An 18,465-nucleotide genomic window follows, 5' to 3' on the forward strand; every position below is an offset into this window, starting at 1 on the left:
TTTGAAAAAAACAATGCGGGTGAAGGGACTTGAACCCCCACGTCATAAAGACACTAGATCCTAAGTCTAGCGCGTCTGCCAATTCCGCCACACCCGCGTGACAATGGTGAGCCATGAAGGACTCGAACCTTCGACCCTCTGATTAAAAGTCAGATGCTCTACCAACTGAGCTAATGGCTCGTCTGCTATGCAGAAAAACATATATAAAATGGCTGGGCTAGCTGGATTCGAACCAACGCATGACGGAGTCAAAGTCCGTTGCCTTACCGCTTGGCTATAGCCCAACGAATCAAAAAACAAAACATGACCCGTACGGGATTCGAACCCGTGTTACCGCCGTGAAAGGGCGGTGTCTTAACCGCTTGACCAACGGGCCAGATAAATGGCGGAGAAGGAGGGATTTGAACCCTCGCGCCGCTTGCGCGACCTACACCCTTAGCAGGGGCGCCTCTTCAGCCACTTGAGTACTTCTCCATTATGGCTCCGCAGGTAGGACTCGAACCTACGACCGATCGGTTAACAGCCGATAGCTCTACCACTGAGCTACTGCGGAATGATAAGGCATGTTTCATTATATCTATGCCAGAAAAATGTGTCAAGAATTTTTAAGCGTTTCATTCCTGCTCCATTTGCGACGGCTTTTATAATTTAACATATACTTATATAACAGTCAAGCCTTTTCCCCTTCCTTTTTGTTTTCTGTTTATATGGAAGAAAGAAAGACCTCGACCTCTTAATGGGAGACCAGGGCCTCCTTGATGGGCTTTCCCATAAATTTCATTCCTTTTAGATCACAGCCTTTAGCTATACAATGCCCGTGAACACAGTGTGTACTTGTGATACTGTCTTTTTCATTCAGATGGGCGCAGACTCCTATAGTGACAGTTTCTTCATCAGCATAAAGAACCCTGGCAAATTTCTTTTGTAAAAAGCGTGTGTACTTGATCTTCAAATGTTCGGATCTCCTGCATTTTGATACATCCATACTGCTTTTTTATCATGCAACTTCCATGGTGTAAAACTTTCTTTCCTTTTTTGCTTGCACTTCCTTTACAAGCAAAAAACGTGCCAACATCATGACATATTGAAACTTCGGCTTTAGACGATTCAAACCGTTTAAAAAAGCGACAAAATGTGACTTGTGTCTCTCTTTGTCTCAATATGTCTACTTCCTCTCCTACATATATGACGATGTTTCATTTAATTGGACATAAAAAAGCATCCCCATAGCGGAATGCTTATCATACTGAATCGATCGTACGATGCCACTTCAATTTCCCTTTGCAGACGCCGCACATATAGCGAGAGGTATCAAACCGTCTTTTCCTTATAAAATGTTGGCCGCATCCTGTACAAACGTAGTCATGTCGTTTCTGCACACGTCGCTTGTTTTGTAAGTCTCTTAACGGTGTACAAAAGCGCGGGGCTCCTACCTGTTGCAATAACTCTTTAAACTCACGATCACGATGCTGATATCCCTTTCCCTCAATATGAAGGTGATAATGACACAGCTCGTGCTTAATGATACCAATCAATTCATCTTTTCCATACTCCTCTAAATACCGACGATTCAGCTCAATGTCATGTGTACCAAGTAAATATCTCCCACCTGTCGTTTTTAAACGATCATTAAAAACAGCCTTGTGGCGAAACTTTTCTCCGAAAAACTGCTGAGATATTTGCTCTGTTAACTGTTGCAATTCCGAGTGGTTCAATCAAGATCGTTCCTTTCTGTAAAAACATCGAACGGGACAATTTCCCCTTTGCATACATTGAAGGTACATCCACTGTTTCGATCAAAGGAGGAATGGGCGATGCCCAACTGGCTGAAAAATCAGATGCAGAAGGCATTTTATGAAAAAAATCATTACCAAATCAAATTGCTGAATCAATGCTGGTACTTCTATAGAAAAAAACATTCAGTCACATCAAGGCACACCCCATCCTAAGGTGCGCCTCGTTTTTTGTTTACTCTGGTTTCAGCATGGAAAGGGCAACGCGGCCTTTTGCTGGGTCAACGGAGTCGACCCAAACGGTTACAATGTCACCGACTGACACAACGTCAAGGGGATGCTTCACAAAACGGTTGCTTAGTTTTGAAATATGGACAAGTCCATCCTGCTTCACGCCAATATCAACAAATGCTCCGAAGTCCACGACGTTTCTCACCGTTCCTTGAAGCTCCATCCCTTGGTTCAAGTCCTCCATTTTCAATACATCTGTTTTTAAAAGCGGTTTTGGTACTTCATCCCGCGGATCACGCTCAGGCCTTGTCAGCTGATCTATGATATCCTGAAGTGTAATTGAACCAATTTGAAGCTGCTCTGCTGCTTCGTCCAGCTTCACCTCAGCGATTTTCTCTTTTAATTGTTCTGTTCCAAGATCCTCTGGCGTCATCTTGATCATATGTAAGAGCTGTTTTGTTTCTTTATAGCTTTCAGGGTGAATGCCTGTGCGATCAAGCGGATCTTTTCCGTCTGCAATGCGCAAAAAGCCAATACACTGCTCATATGTCTTAGCGCCAAGTCTTGGAGTATCTTTCAGCTCTTTTCTGCTTCTGAATCTGCCAATTTCTTCGCGGCGCTTTACAATATTTCCTGCTACGGCTTTTGAAAGGCCTGATACATATTGCAGCAGCGCCTGTGAAGCTGTATTGACGTTCACACCGACTTGGTTTACGACCATCTCCACAACGAAGGTTAACGAGCTGTTTAATTGCTTTTGACTAACATCGTGCTGGTATTGGCCCACCCCGACAGATTTCGGATCAATTTTCACAAGCTCAGCTAAAGGGTCTTGTAATCTTCTCGCGATTGAAATGGCACTTCTTTCTTCTACTTGCAGGTCTGGAAACTCTTCTCTCGCTAGCGCAGACGCAGAGTATACACTTGCCCCTGCTTCATTCACGATCAAATAGGACACCGGCTGATCCAGCTCTTGAATCAGGTCTGCGATGAATTGTTCCGTCTCTCTTGAGGCTGTTCCGTTTCCGATCGCAATGACTTCAATGTTTGATGATTGAATCATTTCTTTTACTTTTTGTTTGGCTTCCGCTTTGTTCTGTACGGGTGGATGCGGGTAAATCACGCCAATATGATGGACTTTTCCTGTATCATCAACGACTGCTAACTTACAGCCTGTTCGAAATGCAGGATCCACTCCTAGTACGCGTTTCCCTTTCATTGGTGGCTGAAGCAGCAGCTTTCTTAAGTTTTCAGCGAAAATATGAATGGCTTGCTCCTCTGCTTTTTCTGTAAGCTCTTTTCGTATTTCACGTTCAATCGAAGGCTGAATGAGGCGTTTATATGCATCATCAATTGCCGCTTCAATATACGGTCTCGCTGTCGTTTGCTTAGCCTTTATGACTTGTTTGTCGAGGTAGAAACGAATATTTTCAGCAGGTGGTGCAATCGTTGCTTTTAAGATCCCTTCTTTTTCTCCTCGGTTGACCGCAAGTATACGATGGGGCACTATCTTTTTGATCGGCTCTTGATAGTCATAATACATTTCATAGACGTTTTTCTCATCGTTTTCAACGTCTTTTCCTGAAGTCACAAGATTGCCCTTTTGGTAGGTTTCACTGCGAATCCATTTGCGCATATCAGGATCATCTGCCAGCTGTTCAGCAATGATATGCTGAGCACCCTCAAGTGCTTCTTCTACACTTGTCACTTCTTTTTCTTCGCTTATAAATGCAGCCGCTTTCTTTCGTATATCATCCTGCGGCAACTTGAGCAAATATTCTGCTAACGGCTCTAGCCCTTTTGCTTTGGCTACATATGCCTTGGTTTTGCGCTTTTGTTTGAATGGTCTATATAAATCTTCGACCTCCTGCAGTTTATGCGCTTGTTCGATCTTCAGTTTTAATTCATCGGTCAATTTGTCTTGGTCAGCGATTAAGCGAATGACTTCTTCTTTTCGGTTCGTGACATTTTGAATATATGTATAGCGTTCGGAAATAGTTTGAATTTGCACCTCGTCCAGTGAACCTGTCTGCTCTTTCCGGTAGCGTGCAATAAACGGGACGGTGTTGCCATCCTCTAATAACTGGATCACACTTTCAATTTGTTTTGTTGAAAGCTTTAATTCTGTCGCAATTTGTTTCAATAAAAAGTCAGATGTCTTCATTCTTTGCATCCTCTCACTGTGTCTTCTCTTTTAGTGTATCAAAAAAACCGGCAAAATAGAAAAAAGGTCAGCTATTTCATATGAGCTGACCAAGTACATAGGTGAGATCGTCCTTCTTTTCTTGTGTATACGTTTCAAGTTGTTGTGCGATGTCTGTCACTGAATGGCTATGCTTTAAACACATTCGCATGTTTGGCACATTCAGTCCGTCTGAATACATAATGAATGTCGATCCTTTTTCGTAGGAATAGGTGTATATTTTATATTTTCTAGGTTTACCTGATAAGTATCCTGATGTCGGAAGTGGATAAATATAGTCGCCAGAAGGTGCATTCAAGATAAATCGGATATTACCAACCGAACAATAGGTAAATTGCTGCTGGAAAAAATTCACCTTTAATATGGCAACAGTGGCCCCGCGTTTATTTTTCATGGCCTGATTGCATCTGTCGATGAGGGTCGTCACATCCTCATGTCCATATTCTTCGACAATTTCGCTGACTAAAGAAGATGATTCATTGGCGAACTGGCCGCTGCCTAATCCGTCTGCTACAGCACAAATTAGTTCTGCATCATCTGCTTTAATAAAAAAACTGTCCCCGCAGCATGATTTCCCTTCTTTATTCGATTGATAGATTATAGTATTCACATGCTCCTGCTTTTCAATCTGCTTCATTACCCTAGCTCCATAGACGCATCTTCTGATAATGCATCTCGTAACTTTTTAACTGCCTTCCGCTGCAGTCTCGATACATGCATTTGGGATATGCCGAGTAAATCGCCTGTTTCTTTCTGACTTTTATTTTGCAGATAAGTGAGGTTGATAATCTCTTTTTCTCTATCAGTCAGAACATGAAGCACACTCTCAAGCATCATTTTTTGGTTCACGCGTTCGTAGCCTTCTTCCTGTGAGCCGACGACGTCTAAAATGGTGACGGTACTTCCTTCAGAATCAGCCTCTACACCTTGGTCAACAGACAGTGCTTGATAGCTTTTGCCCATCTCGATAGTTTCAAGTACTTCTTCTTCTGTCACATCTAGATAATCTGCAATTTCTTGTACTTTAGGTGACTTTTGTGTTTCTGTTGTCAGATGATCGACTGCCATTTTGATTCTCGGTCCAAGCTCTTTAATCCGCCTTGGTACATGGACACTCCATGTCTTGTCACGTAGAAAGCGTTTGATTTCCCCGATAATGGTTGGAATCGCAAAGGCTTCAAATGATTTACCGACAAGCGGGTCGTATCGCTTAATTGCGCCGAGTAAACCAATCATTCCAACTTGCCTAAGGTCCTCATGAAAGCTTTTCCCTTTAGAATATTTCTTTGCCAGCATATCAACGAGGTTTGTGTAGCATTTGACAAGCGTAAGCTGCGCCTGCTCGTCTTGATTGGTTTGATAGCTTTGGATGAGGCGATCCACTTCATCTTTAGTTAGTTTCATAGTTTTGGATGGTTGCGTCATGGTCAACTCGCTCCCTGTTTAAAAACTTTGTCATTACCACGGTAACTCCCGAGTTTGCTTGCACCTCGACTTCATCCATTAATGTTTGCATTAAATATAAACCAAGACCTCCTTCTGCCAATTGATCCACCGTATGAGCAGATGTGTACGGCCCTAGGTCTTCCTTCTTTTGTTTAAAGTCAAAGCTACCGCCTTTATCAGCGACAATGATTTCTATACGATCCTCATAGACAAGAAAGCGAACTGCTACCTCTCCATCCTCGCCATTTTCATCTTTGTAGGCATGCTGAACTGCATTTGTACAGGCCTCACTGACGGCAATTTTTAAGTCCTCAATCTCTTCATAGGCATAACCCATTCGGCTTGCTACGCCTGAAAGGGTCAGACGAATGATGCCTACGTATTCTGGTTTCGCCGGTATTTTCATCTCGATTAGATCTACTGATTCGTTCATTGTACCCCACCCTCTGACTTTGCAGAAATGTCAATAATGTCCTTTAATCCAGTAATTTCAAACAACCTTATCAGCCGTTCCGACAAGTTCTTAAGCTTCAATGTTCCACCTGCTTTTTGAGCCGCTTTGAACAGCCCAACAAATACACCTAAACCTGTACTATCCATATAAGAAACATCCTTCAAACAGATTTCAAGATGCTCCCCTTGCTCTGCTTTAGGCATAAGCGTTTCTCTTAGCTCAGGAGCAGAGTACACATCGATTTCCCCGCTGACACTAATTCTTGCCCTATGATCTATTTGATGCTCTTTTACAGACATATTCATTATGCATTCACCTCGAAATTCTTGTTTCCTAAAGTTTTACATACCCGCATATTCAGTTTCTAAACTTTTCTTTTGAGAACAAGTAAAGTAAAGTCATCGTGAAGCTGAAAGTCTTGCAGTTTGAGTAAGCTCGCATAGATGGCATCCACCATTTCCTGAGCTGAGTAGGATAGGTGCTCTGATATGAGCGCTTTGATATCTTCCCGATCTAAGAAGCCGTCCTCTGACTTGGATTCTGTTACACCATCAGAGAATAAGATGACCATATCTCCTACGTCCAAATGCTTCTCATACTGCCTGTAATCAAATTCTGGTGCGATTCCAAGGACAAGTCCTTTCGCATTTAAATCGTAAAGTTGATTCTCTTTTTTGCAATAGAAAAAGCCCGGCTCATGACCAGCCGATGCATATTTAAATTCATGCGTTTCTGTATTATAACTGCCATAGAACATGGTGATAAACATACTTGGGTCTACGTTTTGCTCGACAACACGATTAAGGGTTTTCAGCACTTTTGTTGGACCGCTTCCTGACTCAGGCAAGGAATCCATCGCATATTTAATCATCGACATACAGAGCGCAGCCGGAATTCCCTTTCCAATGACATCTGCGATCGCGATATTGATCGTATCGTGATCAGCAACAAAGTGGTAATAGTCTCCACTCATCTGTTTGGCCGGCACACTAATTGCACCGAGATCAAATGTGTCTCCTTCTGGAATTTTCGTTTCCAGAAGGGTTTGCTGAACATTTGCAGCAATTTCAATTTCTGATTTTATTTCTTGCTGGATACCTCTAAGTGTTAAATGTTCTTGATAGGCTAGTCCGTACCCGATCATGACTTCAATTAAGAAGTCTAGTGAATGAAAGACATCTTTCGGCAAATCAGGGTAAAGTTCCTGAATCACTTTTCGGTGAACACTCACTATTTCTTCAGGAGGTATTTGATGCTCAATGGTTTTTCGGCTGAATTTTTGAGCTTGATAAAGCGATGTTTCAGTTAAATCACTGATATAACGACTGAGCAGCTGATGATATCGCTGCTCCATTACCTCCTTAAAGTCCATAGTTTCCCTCCTAGCGAAGCCACTTGACAGCTTGTATCTCCGTTCCTTGTTCTGGTGCAGAATCTAATGTAAAATCATCCATCAGCCTTTTGACTCCCGGAAGACCTGCTCCGAGACCGCCTGATGTAGAAAATCCGTCTTCCATGACCTTGCGTATATCTATAATGCCAGGCCCCTCATCGGCTGCGGTGACTTTGAGTCCATGCTTTCCACGCTCCATCACTTCTTCTATACAAACCTGACCCTTACCAGCGTATAAATAGATGTTTCGAGCTAATTCTGAAATGACCGTCGTAATTCTTGCTTGATCAACTGTTCCAAAACCAAGCTCTTTTGCAACATTTCGCCCTAATTGTCTTGCGGCGACTATGTCCCATTCCGTCAATATTTTTACACAGGATTGGTCTTTCATATCTATTCCCCCAATTCCCGCTTCAGTGTCTCAAGCCCTTGTTCAAGATCTAGTGCTGTCTGAATTTCTTCCAGCGATATACCAAGTTCTATGAGCGTTACAGCGACTGCAGGTTGTATTCCTGTTAATACAACCTTTGCCCCCATGAGCTTGGACATCGTGATGACATCCCCTAATACTTTTGCAATAAATGAATCAATCATATCAACAGACGTTAGGTCAATGACAACACCATTTGCTCCTGTTTCGTGGATTTTGTTCAGCAAGTCTTCTTGAAAGTGAAGAGCTGTTTGGTCATCAAGCTCCCACTGTATTGAAACCAGAAGACAGTTATATAGTTTTAAGATCGGAATCTTCGGGTGATTTCTCACTAGGTGATCCCTCCAATGAAACAATTTTTCGATTTGTCATTTCTAAAGCCGTTTGAATTCCTTTTTGAAGGGTATTCTTTGTTGTAACCTGAGATAAATCAATTCCGAGGTTGACGATGGTTTGGGCGATTTCTGGACGAATCCCGACCAACAAGCACTTCGCACCTACTAATCTCACAGCCTCGGACGCTTGAATGATATGGTGTGCGACCATAGTATCAACGACAGGGACACCCGTAATATCAATCAAGACAACCTGTGAACGATGTTTCACGACACCATTTAACAGGTTCTCCATAATTTTTTTCGCACGTTCTGTATCAATTGTTCCAACTAGTGGCATGACGGTGATGTGCTCAAATACCGGGATCAGCGGTGCAGAAAGTTCCTGCAGCGCAATTTTTTGAAGGTTCACAGTTTTCTCCCATGAAATGGAATATTGATTCAATATCTCGTGATGAATCGGTGTGATGAAACGATCAATTTGCCAGATGAGGTCATGACTCTCTTCTGATGTATCTTTATCATTGTTCATTTTTTGATATAAGTTGGTTCGGATTTCCGTTAGACCATTTGCCAATAACTTAAGTGACATACCCATTTGAACAATTTTTAAAGCAAGAGTTTGCACGTTTTCTTCAAGATCCTCTGCATACCTATCTGAAAGGGATGTAATGATCAACTGAACATATTCCGCAGAGATGGTTTCGTACATTTTGTCGTTTAGCATCATGTCCGTTTCTTCTTGTCCGAGTCGTTTAAAAATGTCCGTCCACTCTTTTTCTAATTCCTTTTGATGCTCTCTTGCGAAAGCTAACACGATATGATTCGACATGATTTACCCCCTACGTTCCTATAAAGCACTACTTTTATTCTCTCTTCATTATAGCGTTAATAAAAAATGAACACAAAAAAAGTTGCTCACAAGAGAGCAACCAAATCTCATCATATTAAAAATCAATAAGAGCCAAACTAACTTGTAAGGCTTCATCTACCTTCTCCATCATTTCATCATCAAGATGTGTGATTTTATCTGTCAATCTTTGTTTATCGATCGTACGAATCTGCTCCAAAAGAATGACAGAATCTCGTTCAAAGCCGTAGCGCCTTGCATTAATTTCGACGTGAGTGGGTAATTTCGCTTTTTGTATTTGGGCTGTTATGGCTGCAACGATAGCAGTCGGGCTAAAGCGATTTCCAATGTCATTTTGGATCACCAATACTGGGCGAACCCCGCCCTGCTCAGAGCCAACAACAGGAGATAAATCAGCAAAGTAAACATCACCGCGTTTAACAATCAAATGTTTAACCCCCGCTGACTAATCGCTCAACTGTATTCTCAGCCTCAAATTCTGCGTATTGTGCCTCTGAAGAGATATTCAGATTAATTTTCGCCATCTCCATGTAGCCGCGTCTCATCGATTCACGATTTTGTCGAATATTACGTTCACGAATATACGTTTTTGTCGCTCGGTAGATCAATTCATTTCTTGTTACCTTATCCTGCTCTGCTACTCGTTCGATTTCAGACATTAAAGCCTCCGGTAGTCTAATCTTCATTTCGTTTGCGCTGGATTCAGACAAAAAACATACACCTCCACAAAACTTACGGATACCGTTTCGATCCATTCCAAGACTAATCATACCATTAATCAATGCACAAGCAAAGCTGTTTTTTCATGATTTCTTATTAAAACATGAAGCAGTCGGCCACCCGTAAATCAAGGTGATAATGGAGTTCTCTTTCCCATTATACGCTTTTTTCCGAAAATCATACGGTATTTCCAAAATCTCTAAAAAAGGGAGAATCTTTATTCCTTCTCTGTAGAATAAAAGAGAACAATGTCAGTATTGGACATCGTTCCGACAAACCACTTATAAAAAGCTTGGCCCGCCTTGAAGCAGTGGATTGCGCACATGAACCCTTTTGCCGTCTTCCATATAGACTCTTGGGACCCGGTGACCAATAGAGCATGTGACCTCATAATTAATGGTATCTAGCCTTTTGGCCACTTCATCAACTGATACCTTTTCTCCGCCTTGTGCACCAATAAGAACAACTGGCTCACCTGCTGGAGCATCCTCTTTCAATTCAACCATGAATTGATCCATACATATCCTTCCGGCGATCTTCCGGCGCTTTCCACCAACTAGCACTTCCGTTCCCGCCAGCTTTCGGATCCAGCCGTCTGCATAACCAACTGGAACCGTGCCAATCCATGTATCCTGATTGGCTGTATAGGTCGCTCCATAGCTGACACTTTCACCCTTTTGAATGAGCTTCACATTCGCCAGCTTCGTATGAAGAGACAATGCTTCTTCCAGTTTAAAAGGCAATTCATCTTTGATTTCCTCTGACGGTGACAGCCCGTACATACTGATCCCAAACCGAACCATATTAAACAAGACTTCTTTGAACCGCAATCCCGCTGCACTGTTGGCACAATGAACGAGCAGTTTGTCCGTATGAAGCGGCTGAAGCAATGTTTTAAAGGTGTCTACCTGCATATCAAAGTAGTCCTCATCCTTTTCATCCGCTGTCGCAAAGTGAGTAAATACACCTTCCAGCTGTAAATAAGAATGATTGATGGCTAGCTCTTTTACTTCGTTCACTTGCTCTAACGTTTTAACACCTAAACGATTCATTCCGCTATCAATTTTCAAGTGGAAACGAATAGGTTGTCCAATATGCTCTTTCACTACTTTGACGACTTCCCTCAGCCAATAGATGGAGTAAGCGGTTATGATCACATTGTATCTGACGGCGACTTTGACATACTCTGGCGGCACTGCACCGAGCACAAGAATTGGTGCTTTGATGCCTCTATTTCTTAAAGAAATGGCCTCATCTAAAAAGGCTACGGCTAACAAGTCTGCACCTGTTCTGAGGGCAGCTCTTGCCACTTCTATATCACCATGTCCATATGCATTGGCTTTCACAACAGCCATTAATTGAACTTTTTGACCGATATGGTCTTTCATATGTGAAACATTATGCTTAATTGCTGTTAAGTCAATTTCTGCCCATGTGTCTCTATAAAAGGCATTTGTGTCCATCAGTCACACTTCCCTATTGAATGATTCAATCCCTTCATTATGATACTAAAAATCAAGAATAATGTGAAACGAATCAAAGAAAATCAGCCCTGCACAGGGCTGATTTTTCCATTTTCAAGGCCTCCCATGAGATATTCATTTATTTGGCTGACTGTCCTTCTACACTTTTTGCGACCATTAAGAGTTCTTCCTTGGATAAATCACTTGAGGAAATTAAATAGTCGACTCCGTCAGATGTCCATGAGAGAGATTGATCCGTTAGAACACCAACTGTCATGCCAAGATCAACTGGCTCCCCGTTCATCGTCACAGGCGTAGACGCTTCTGCCACTCGCGCTTTTTCCTGAATGAGTGTGAAGGATTTCTTCCCGCCATACGTAATCACATATCGTTTCCCAGCGTCTGTTGTCATTTCTTTCTCTTCCATCTTCTTCACGCCCTCTGGCATATCAACTGGTGTTTTCATAGCAAAGCTATCAGATGGGTCTGCACTTGTGGTGACATCCATTTGGGAGAGCGTCATGTTTTTCTTCTCATCAAATGCATCTTTGTCAAAAGATTTATTGAATTCAAAGTGAGAGAATTCTACTTTCACCATTGGCTTTTTGTCGGTATCCAGTACTTTCACACTGGCAGGCGCCATTGTTTTTTTATGAAAGGTAATCTCTTGAGTAGGCAGCATTTGATTGTGCTGATAATTGGTTTTCGTTTCGAAAATATACTTTGACTCTTTCGCTTTGAACTGAGCTGTACTATCATTTTTAATGTCTTTCACTAGTGATTCAAACAAATAGACCTGACTGCTATTATTCGGCCAATCACTATGGAATCGGAAACTTTTGTTCAATGAAGGTGTCAGCACAAACACACCATTACCATTTCTTAAAATGACTTGCCTCTGATCCTTTTGTGGATTTTCTAAATAGACACGGTAAAGCTCCGGCTTCTTGTACCAAATTTCTACCTGGTACTCCTGTGGATCATTTCCTGTCTCAATGGTCATTTTTGCTTTGGCTTTGTATGATGTCATTTCCTCTGCCTTTTTGTTTAAGTTTCCAACGATATCCTGCTGGGATTTTTGACCGCATGCGGAAAGAATCAGTACAAAAAGGATCCCCGTTACAAGCAAAACAAAGCTTTTTCTCACCCTTTTCAACCCCTTCGTTAATTGTGTTAAAAGGAAGAAACCGCTTGTTTGACTTTAACAGTACGCCTAAAGAGTCAACTGCGTACCGCGAACCATCAAAGCCTGTTAGCAACTCGCCCTTCCTTATCGCACTACCCAATATATGAGGGAGGGACAAACAATATGCAGACTAGCTTGACAACCTTTCAATTAAAACTTGCGCAGAAGCATATTCCTTTGTGTGTGTAAAGGATACATGAACCTTGTCTTCCTTCGTTTTCTCGCTTTTGATGAAAGGTTGTCCGTTATCGTCTTTTTGTATCTCTATGTCATGAAAGCTTAAATACTGACCGATCCCCGTACCGTACGCTTTTGAGAAATCCTCCTTAGCCGCAAAGCGTCCTGCTAAAACTCCAACTTCTCTTTTCACTTAGTTTGCGAAACACATCCTGTTCACTTAAAGTCAGAATTCGTTCTGGAAACGAGACTTTCTACTGAGCACTCGTGACAGCCGGTCGATCTCTACAATATCAATGCCAATTCCTATGATCATGAGGTACCTCCTATGATACTCGTACTATTTTGGATGTTCGCTTCATAAACGTGTTACTATAAACTTACCATTATCTAGTCAAAAGGGGTTTGTTATGTTTATTCGAACGGAGAGCTTTCAACAATTTATTAGATCGTATCCAATCGTAACAGCGATCCTTGTATTGCAAATAGGCTCTTGGCTTTTATTTGCTATACCTATTCCTATTATACAGCTTGGGCAAGACCATCTTGTCGGTTTCAATTATGGTGTAGCAGAAGGAGAATGGTGGCGGCTCATTACCCCTATTTTTCTCCACGGGAGTCTGACGCACATTTTGTTCAATTCAATGTCACTGTTCCTATTTGCTCCAGCACTTGAATATTTGGTTGGTAAGGTTCGGTTTCTGATTATTTATCTTGGTGCAGGGTTCATTGGTAATCTCGGAACCTATTGGGTTGAGCCTTTAGAATATGTACATGTCGGAGCTTCTGGCGCCATATTTGGTTTGTTTGGCGTTTATCTGTATCTTGTCCTGTTTAAACCTCACATGATGGACCGCGGCAATTCTCAGGTCATCTTAACGATTCTAGGTGTCTCTGTCATCATGACGTTCGTCAATTCGAACATTAACATCATGGCTCACTTATTTGGATTAATTGGCGGCATGATTCTAGCCCCAATCACCCTATTCTTCCATTCCAAAAAGAGACGCTATTAATCTCATAAAAATGTCGATCACTCCTTTTGATGGGAAGCTGATCGACATTTTTTCGTTTTAAGAAGATTTGTTTGTTTCATAGGAATACCAATCAAATATACGTGCAGCATCTTCTTCTTCAAGATGATGTACACCAAAGGAATCAAGCAGTGCAGAGGATTTCACAAAGGTGTGAATACTCGCCACTCGGCCTTTCTTCTGGAAGTAAGATTGGGTTATCGTATAGTTTTGCATTCGTTTTCTCAATACAATTCCGGTGGTTTTGCCGATGCCTCTTGTCGTTAACTGAATCAATTGATCTTTGATCACATACCCTGATTGCTTATAGGCTAAATACCCAAAGAACAAGGCAAATGGTAATGGAATCAGCGCCAAATAACCCCATGGCGGAAAGCGTACTGACAGAATCACACCTACGAGTAATGGAACAAATCCATATGAGATCAGGTAGCGTTTGAGCGAACGCTTGGGGACCTTTTTCAGCTCTGCTTCTGGTTTTAGATGATATTGATCTGTAAATTGAGATAACAATTCATTGATGTTTTTCTTCCGTATCAGTGGAAATAAGACAGAAGAGGTTTCTTTATCTGTAATAGAGCCTCCTGCACTAACAAGCATCACCGTCGCAAAACCAAAAGGTTCACGGAGAATGTTTTCTTTGATTTTCACTGCTTGAATTCTCCCAAGCGGAATGGTCATTTGATGCCTCTCAATGAGTCCTCTTGTAATGATGATGTCATTCCCTTTTCGTTTTGCAGCAAAATTCGCATATTGGAGCGCTGTCAACCCAATACTGAGTAGCCACGCAATCAATACCACCAGAAAAATGAGAATGGCGTAAATTTCAATACTCGCATGACTTAAAAAGGAGAATTGCTTCGCGAACCCGTCCAAAGGAAGAAGTTCATCTATTTGTGTGTAGATAGCGAGACAACCCGAAATAATCACACCGATTCCGCTGGAAGTCGTAGCCGCCAAAAGAAGCTCTGGCACACCCATAAGATAGGAAACATTCACTTCTCCCTCCACAGGTTTATGCGAAGTCAGATGATCATGCGGTACATCACTATTTTCATCTGCTGCCTCTCCTTCTTGCTGCAAGCTTTTCTTCCGGTTAAAAATCGACTCTTTCAATTGTTCTGCTTCCGCTTTTGTAATCGCCGTCAGGCTCACTTCTGGACCATCCGTCCCGCCTGCCGTTTCAATTTGAACTCGCATTAAACCGAAAATCCGCTGAAAGATGCCTTCACTTGTATTGACCGTTTGAATTCGTTCTAACGATATATATTTTTTCTTTTTCGTGATAACACCTGATTCCACTCGAAATTCATCGTCTTCCATTCGGTAAGTAAATCGTCTCCACTCTAAAAGGGTTAAAACAGCTCTCCATAAAAGGAGCGCACCAAGAATGATAAATGCATAAAAGCGAATACTCGAATTCGAGTTTACAAAAATAAGCACGAAAAAAGGGATAATGAAGTTTTTGATCATGGATACGGCATCTGATATAAAATCAATGAACATCGAGATAGGATGTACACGTTTTGGTTCAGACATCATCTTCAGTCACCCTTGCTAAACGAGATATGTAATCACAAAGCTCATCTGCCTCTTCTAATTCTAGTGCTGGAATATCGTGAACTGTAGCAGCAGTAGAGATTTGAACAGATGCCAAACGGTAGCGTCTTAAAAGCGGTCCTTGCGATGTATCGACGTGCTGGACACGAACCATTGGCACAATCACACGTGTGACACGAATCAGCCCATGCTGTATTTCAATTTCATTTTCGAATACTTCATAGCGCCAGATGTGATGACGAATTTTCGGTATGATCCAGATTCCGAAAATGACCTGTAATATCCACACTCCAATAAGGATGACACCAATCCAATATGGCCAGTGGAAATAATAACTAGCAAAAAACACCCCAATCATGATGAGTAAGAATATCAATGAGATAATTCCATTTTGAAGGCGCCATACCTTTAATCCATTTAAACTAATTTGACGTTGCGGCTGTTTTCTCACATTCTTCCCCCATTCTCTTACTTTTCTATCAATATATTACGAAACAAAGCCTAAAAAGTTTCAATAAACCTGTTAGATAAACCTGTTAAAAAAGCGAACCCTGCAAAGGATTCGCTTTTGTATGTTAGTTGTTATAAGATTTCTTTTGACGACGATCGTTAGAAGAACGATTGCGGTCATTTGAAGAACGCTTTTTATCACCGTAAGATGAACGGCTGTTCTTACCTTTTCCACGGTAACCTCCACCACCGCCGTCTCTACGTTTAGAAGAGCTACGGTTGTTACGATGACGTTTTGAAATCATTGGTGCTTCATCTGTTAAACGAACAGGCGTTGCATCTGGTTCTTTTGTCATCATTTTGATGGCAGCCGCCACCACTGTGACAGAATCATGATCTTCTAGCAATTCAGCAGCCGCTGTCATGTAGAAGTTTAAGTTGTTTTCACTAATGATTGTGCGTAGACGGTCAACCGTTACTTGCTGTTGTCCTTCAATTGCCTCGTCTAACGTTGGCTCTTTCATACGATCCATTTTACGTTTAGTCGTTTGCTCAATTGCACGAAGCATATCTTTTTCACGTGGTGTGATAAATGTCATTGCCATTCCTGTACGTCCAGCACGGCCTGTACGTCCAATACGATGTACGTAGCTTTCTGGATCCTGTGGCACGTCGAAGTTATACACGTGTGTAACGCCTGAGATATCTAGTCCACGTGCTGCAACGTCTGTTGCCACTAGTACATCGATAGAACCTTCTTTGAATTTACGAAGAGCAACCATACGTTTCGCCTGAGTCAGGTCACCATGAATTCCTTCAGCTGTGTAGCCTCTAAGGTTAAGTGCTTCTGTCAATTCGTCAACACGGCGCTTGGTACGGCCGAATACAATTGAAAGCTCTGGTGATTGAATGTCAAGAAGACGTGTCAATGTATCAAACTTTTTACGTTCGTGGATATCCAAGTAGAACTGTTGGATGTTAGATACTGTCATTTCTTTCGCTTTTACTTTTACATGTTCTGGGTTTGTCATGAAACGCTCTGCAATGCGCTTAATTGGTGCAGGCATTGTCGCAGAGAATAAAAGTGTTTGGTGTTCACTTGGTACATTTGAAAGGATCGCTTCAATATCTTCGATAAAACCCATGTTTAGCATTTCGTCTGCTTCATCAAGCACAACGGTTTCAACATTTTGAAGACGCATTGTACGACGGTTAATGTGATCGAGTAAACGTCCTGGAGTTCCTACGATGATATGAGGATTTTTCTTGAGCGAACGGATTTGGCGGCAGATATCTTGTCCACCGTAAATCGGAAGTACACGTGCACGCTTGTCTTGGCCGATTTTATATAGCTCTTCGGATACTTGAATAGCTAATTCTCTTGTTGGCGCAATGATAATCGCTTGGATATTAGGAGACGCTGGGTCGATTTTTTCAACCAGAGGAATACCAAATGCTGCGGTTTTTCCTGTTCCTGTTTGTGCTTGTCCGATGACATCTTTATTTTGAAGACCGAGAGGAATCGTTTCTGCTTGAATCGGTGTTGCTTCTTCAAATCCCATGCGGTTAATAGACTTCATGAGACTTTCGCTTAATTGAAAATCTTGAAACGTTATAGTCAATTTATTCAAACTCCTTCTAATTGCTGTTTCAGTAATCTCGTGAATGATCATTAAAAACTGCCCTTTTCTGAAAGGACAGGTCCATTATATACAAAGCCCGAATTACCCTACATTATATCTTACCATTACACTATTTGTTTTTCAACAAGACAGAAATGGATATATCTACTGCTCCACAATGACAGATTCACCTTCGCTCTAATCTCAATCCATCCATTTCCACTTTTCTAACCATTTGATCTTTCCGTTATCCAATATTCGCAAGACCCGCTTCTCATACTGCCGCCTTGATATGGCTCGTTAAAATATTCCCGTCCTGACGATATTGAAATAAGGATCCTTCCGATAATTCCCCATTGCTGGAATTAGACTGGAGATAAAGGTTTTACCATCATATTGAAACAACCGAATCGACCAACTTTTCTTCCCTATTGTAACATAGGCCTGTCACTCATTCGACAAAATTGTTGCAGATTTTAACAAGCGGGGTTCGATTTATATTAGTTTAACCACATTCTACTTTTCTATATACTAAATTGCTTTTAAAAAAATGGTTCTACCTTCTCAAACAATTACTGTGCACAGGGCTCATGACAGACATGATGTTTACAATCACCCAAATACAACTTTTCTTTCTGACGAGACGGGATTATAAATTCTGCACTAGGGGCGGGAATAATCCCATCGCTTTCACCTTGAAACGATTAAGACCGGTATATGAAGCTTCTCAAGGACAGCAGCTGATAGCGGCGTACTCGATAGCTTATGACGATACCGATCATACAAAGCCTAAAAAGGACTCTTGTGTCTTGAATCATTTGTTTTCGGTTCACATATTTGGCCGCTGCACTTAAAAGAACAAGGCGGCAATAAGATAGCTAAGTAAGAGGCAATCACCCCGCCCATTGAAAAGCCGACCAAGTAAATGGTGTCACATGTTGATAGAGGGAAAGGATTTCTAGTTTAGCTGTCGAGATCCACTCTTGATAGAGATACCTTTTAGCTGAAGCTCCTCACCATGACCCGGAAGCGTGACAGAATGCAAAATCCAATCTGTCGTCCTCCTTTAAATACTGCGCCAGTGGTTCTACTTTATAAGGGACACCTATAAAAACGTGAATACATAGACAGCCAATCATATTCTGTATCACCTTCTT

The 18,465-nt window shown here is 41.7% G+C and carries 19 protein-coding genes, 6 tRNA genes and 3 pseudogenes; 2 read left to right on the top strand and 26 right to left on the bottom strand.

What is annotated here, in order from left to right; translation table 11 throughout:
* Positions 1-14 precede the first annotated feature (14 nt).
* From WAX46_RS04510 to WAX46_RS04545, 8 genes and pseudogenes are all read right to left on the bottom strand, one after another.
* Positions 15-97 (bottom strand) — tRNA-Leu (locus tag WAX46_RS04510).
* Positions 98-104: 7 nt separating this feature from the next.
* Positions 105-180 (bottom strand) — tRNA-Lys (locus WAX46_RS04515).
* 29 nt (positions 181-209) lie between these two features.
* Positions 210-284 (bottom strand) — tRNA-Gln (locus WAX46_RS04520).
* Positions 285-304: 20 nt separating this feature from the next.
* A tRNA-Glu gene (locus WAX46_RS04525) sits at positions 305-376 on the bottom strand.
* 7 nt (positions 377-383) lie between these two features.
* Positions 384-474: transfer RNA gene (locus WAX46_RS04530), tRNA-Ser, on the bottom strand.
* 4 nt (positions 475-478) lie between these two features.
* Positions 479-553: transfer RNA gene (locus WAX46_RS04535), tRNA-Asn, on the bottom strand.
* 225 nt (positions 554-778) lie between these two features.
* Positions 779-981: pseudogene (locus tag WAX46_RS04540) on the bottom strand (thiamine pyrophosphate-dependent enzyme); the annotation flags it as partial.
* Positions 982-1,241: 260 nt separating this feature from the next.
* Positions 1,242-1,715 (bottom strand): SprT family protein, encoded by a 474-nt coding sequence (locus WAX46_RS04545; RefSeq protein WP_336493421.1) that lies wholly within the window; start codon positions 1,713-1,715, stop codon positions 1,242-1,244.
* Positions 1,716-1,814: 99 nt separating this feature from the next.
* On the opposite strand from WAX46_RS04545, the gene cmpA reads away from it, so the two are divergent.
* The gene (gene cmpA / locus WAX46_RS04550; RefSeq protein ID WP_008346893.1) at positions 1,815-1,949 is read left to right on the top strand and encodes a cortex morphogenetic protein CmpA; all 135 of its coding nucleotides are present in this window, start codon (positions 1,815-1,817) and stop codon (positions 1,947-1,949) included.
* Between the two features lie 19 nt (positions 1,950-1,968).
* Here cmpA and WAX46_RS04555 read toward each other — a convergent pair whose 3' ends face one another.
* The 14 genes and pseudogenes from WAX46_RS04555 to acpS form a co-directional block, all read right to left on the bottom strand.
* Positions 1,969-4,128: a Tex family protein gene (locus WAX46_RS04555; protein WP_336493422.1), complete on the bottom strand. Its 2,160-nt coding sequence runs from the start codon at positions 4,126-4,128 to the stop codon at positions 1,969-1,971.
* A gap of 76 nt (positions 4,129-4,204) precedes the next feature.
* On the bottom strand, positions 4,205-4,804 hold the full coding sequence (locus WAX46_RS04560; protein WP_226566639.1) for a PP2C family serine/threonine-protein phosphatase: 600 nt from the start codon (positions 4,802-4,804) through the stop codon (positions 4,205-4,207).
* Positions 4,804-5,592 carry an RNA polymerase sigma factor SigB gene (gene sigB / locus WAX46_RS04565; RefSeq protein ID WP_226566638.1) on the bottom strand — a complete coding sequence of 263 codons (789 nt, stop codon included), beginning with the start codon at positions 5,590-5,592 and terminating at the stop codon, positions 4,804-4,806. The genes WAX46_RS04560 and sigB overlap by 1 nt, the downstream gene beginning before the upstream one ends.
* Positions 5,558-6,046: an anti-sigma B factor RsbW gene (gene rsbW, locus WAX46_RS04570; RefSeq protein WP_226566637.1), complete on the bottom strand. Its 489-nt coding sequence runs from the start codon at positions 6,044-6,046 to the stop codon at positions 5,558-5,560. Before rsbW ends, sigB begins: the two co-directional genes overlap by 35 nt.
* Positions 6,043-6,372 carry an anti-sigma factor antagonist gene (locus tag WAX46_RS04575; protein WP_226566636.1) on the bottom strand — a complete coding sequence of 110 codons (330 nt, stop codon included), beginning with the start codon at positions 6,370-6,372 and terminating at the stop codon, positions 6,043-6,045. The genes rsbW and WAX46_RS04575 overlap by 4 nt, the downstream gene beginning before the upstream one ends.
* A 59-nt stretch (positions 6,373-6,431) precedes the next feature.
* The gene (locus WAX46_RS04580) at positions 6,432-7,439 is read right to left on the bottom strand and encodes a PP2C family protein-serine/threonine phosphatase (protein WP_226566635.1); all 1,008 of its coding nucleotides are present in this window, start codon (positions 7,437-7,439) and stop codon (positions 6,432-6,434) included.
* 10 nt (positions 7,440-7,449) lie between these two features.
* Positions 7,450-7,851, bottom strand: coding sequence for an anti-sigma regulatory factor (locus tag WAX46_RS04585; protein WP_226566634.1), 402 nt, complete (start codon positions 7,849-7,851; stop codon positions 7,450-7,452).
* A gap of 2 nt (positions 7,852-7,853) precedes the next feature.
* A complete protein-coding gene (gene rsbS, locus WAX46_RS04590; RefSeq protein ID WP_226566633.1) occupies positions 7,854-8,222 on the bottom strand; it encodes an RsbT antagonist protein RsbS in 369 nt (122 codons plus the stop codon).
* Positions 8,182-9,057 carry an RsbT co-antagonist protein RsbRA gene (locus WAX46_RS04595; protein WP_264188597.1) on the bottom strand — a complete coding sequence of 292 codons (876 nt, stop codon included), beginning with the start codon at positions 9,055-9,057 and terminating at the stop codon, positions 8,182-8,184. The genes rsbS and WAX46_RS04595 overlap by 41 nt, the downstream gene beginning before the upstream one ends.
* 115 nt (positions 9,058-9,172) lie before the next feature.
* Complete coding sequence (gene ndoA / locus WAX46_RS04600) at positions 9,173-9,523, bottom strand: type II toxin-antitoxin system endoribonuclease NdoA (protein ID WP_226566632.1); 351 nt, start codon at positions 9,521-9,523, stop codon at positions 9,173-9,175.
* Between the two features lie 4 nt (positions 9,524-9,527).
* Positions 9,528-9,806, bottom strand: a complete 279-nt coding sequence (locus tag WAX46_RS04605) for an antitoxin endoai (RefSeq protein WP_226566631.1) — start codon at positions 9,804-9,806, stop codon at positions 9,528-9,530.
* 291 nt (positions 9,807-10,097) lie between these two features.
* Positions 10,098-11,279 (bottom strand): alanine racemase, encoded by a 1,182-nt coding sequence (gene alr, locus WAX46_RS04610; RefSeq protein ID WP_226566630.1) that lies wholly within the window; start codon positions 11,277-11,279, stop codon positions 10,098-10,100.
* Between the two features lie 139 nt (positions 11,280-11,418).
* A complete protein-coding gene (locus tag WAX46_RS04615) occupies positions 11,419-12,435 on the bottom strand; it encodes an outer membrane lipoprotein-sorting protein (RefSeq protein WP_226566629.1) in 1,017 nt (338 codons plus the stop codon).
* A 160-nt stretch (positions 12,436-12,595) separates the two neighbouring features.
* A pseudogene (gene acpS / locus WAX46_RS04620) lies at positions 12,596-12,958 on the bottom strand (holo-ACP synthase).
* A 94-nt stretch (positions 12,959-13,052) separates the two neighbouring features.
* Here acpS and WAX46_RS04625 point away from each other — a divergent pair.
* Entirely contained in the window at positions 13,053-13,658 is a 606-nt protein-coding gene (locus tag WAX46_RS04625; protein WP_226566628.1) for a rhomboid family intramembrane serine protease, read from the top strand.
* A 57-nt stretch (positions 13,659-13,715) separates the two neighbouring features.
* On the opposite strand, the gene WAX46_RS04630 is transcribed toward WAX46_RS04625, so the two are convergent.
* From WAX46_RS04630 to WAX46_RS04645, 4 genes and pseudogenes are all read right to left on the bottom strand, one after another.
* Complete coding sequence (locus WAX46_RS04630; RefSeq protein ID WP_336493423.1) at positions 13,716-15,218, bottom strand: PH domain-containing protein; 1,503 nt, start codon at positions 15,216-15,218, stop codon at positions 13,716-13,718.
* Positions 15,208-15,687 carry a PH domain-containing protein gene (locus WAX46_RS04635; RefSeq protein WP_226566626.1) on the bottom strand — a complete coding sequence of 160 codons (480 nt, stop codon included), beginning with the start codon at positions 15,685-15,687 and terminating at the stop codon, positions 15,208-15,210. The genes WAX46_RS04630 and WAX46_RS04635 overlap by 11 nt, the downstream gene beginning before the upstream one ends.
* 124 nt (positions 15,688-15,811) lie before the next feature.
* Positions 15,812-17,308, bottom strand: a complete 1,497-nt coding sequence (gene cshA, locus WAX46_RS04640) for a degradosome RNA helicase CshA (protein ID WP_336493424.1) — start codon at positions 17,306-17,308, stop codon at positions 15,812-15,814.
* A 572-nt stretch (positions 17,309-17,880) separates the two neighbouring features.
* A pseudogene (locus tag WAX46_RS04645) lies at positions 17,881-18,447 on the bottom strand (alpha/beta hydrolase).
* Between the last annotated feature and the right edge of the window lie 18 nt (positions 18,448-18,465).

The sequence above is a fragment of the Bacillus sp. FJAT-53060 genome, from assembly GCF_037104745.1.
GTDB lineage: Bacteria > Bacillota > Bacilli > Bacillales > Bacillaceae > Bacillus > Bacillus stratosphericus_B.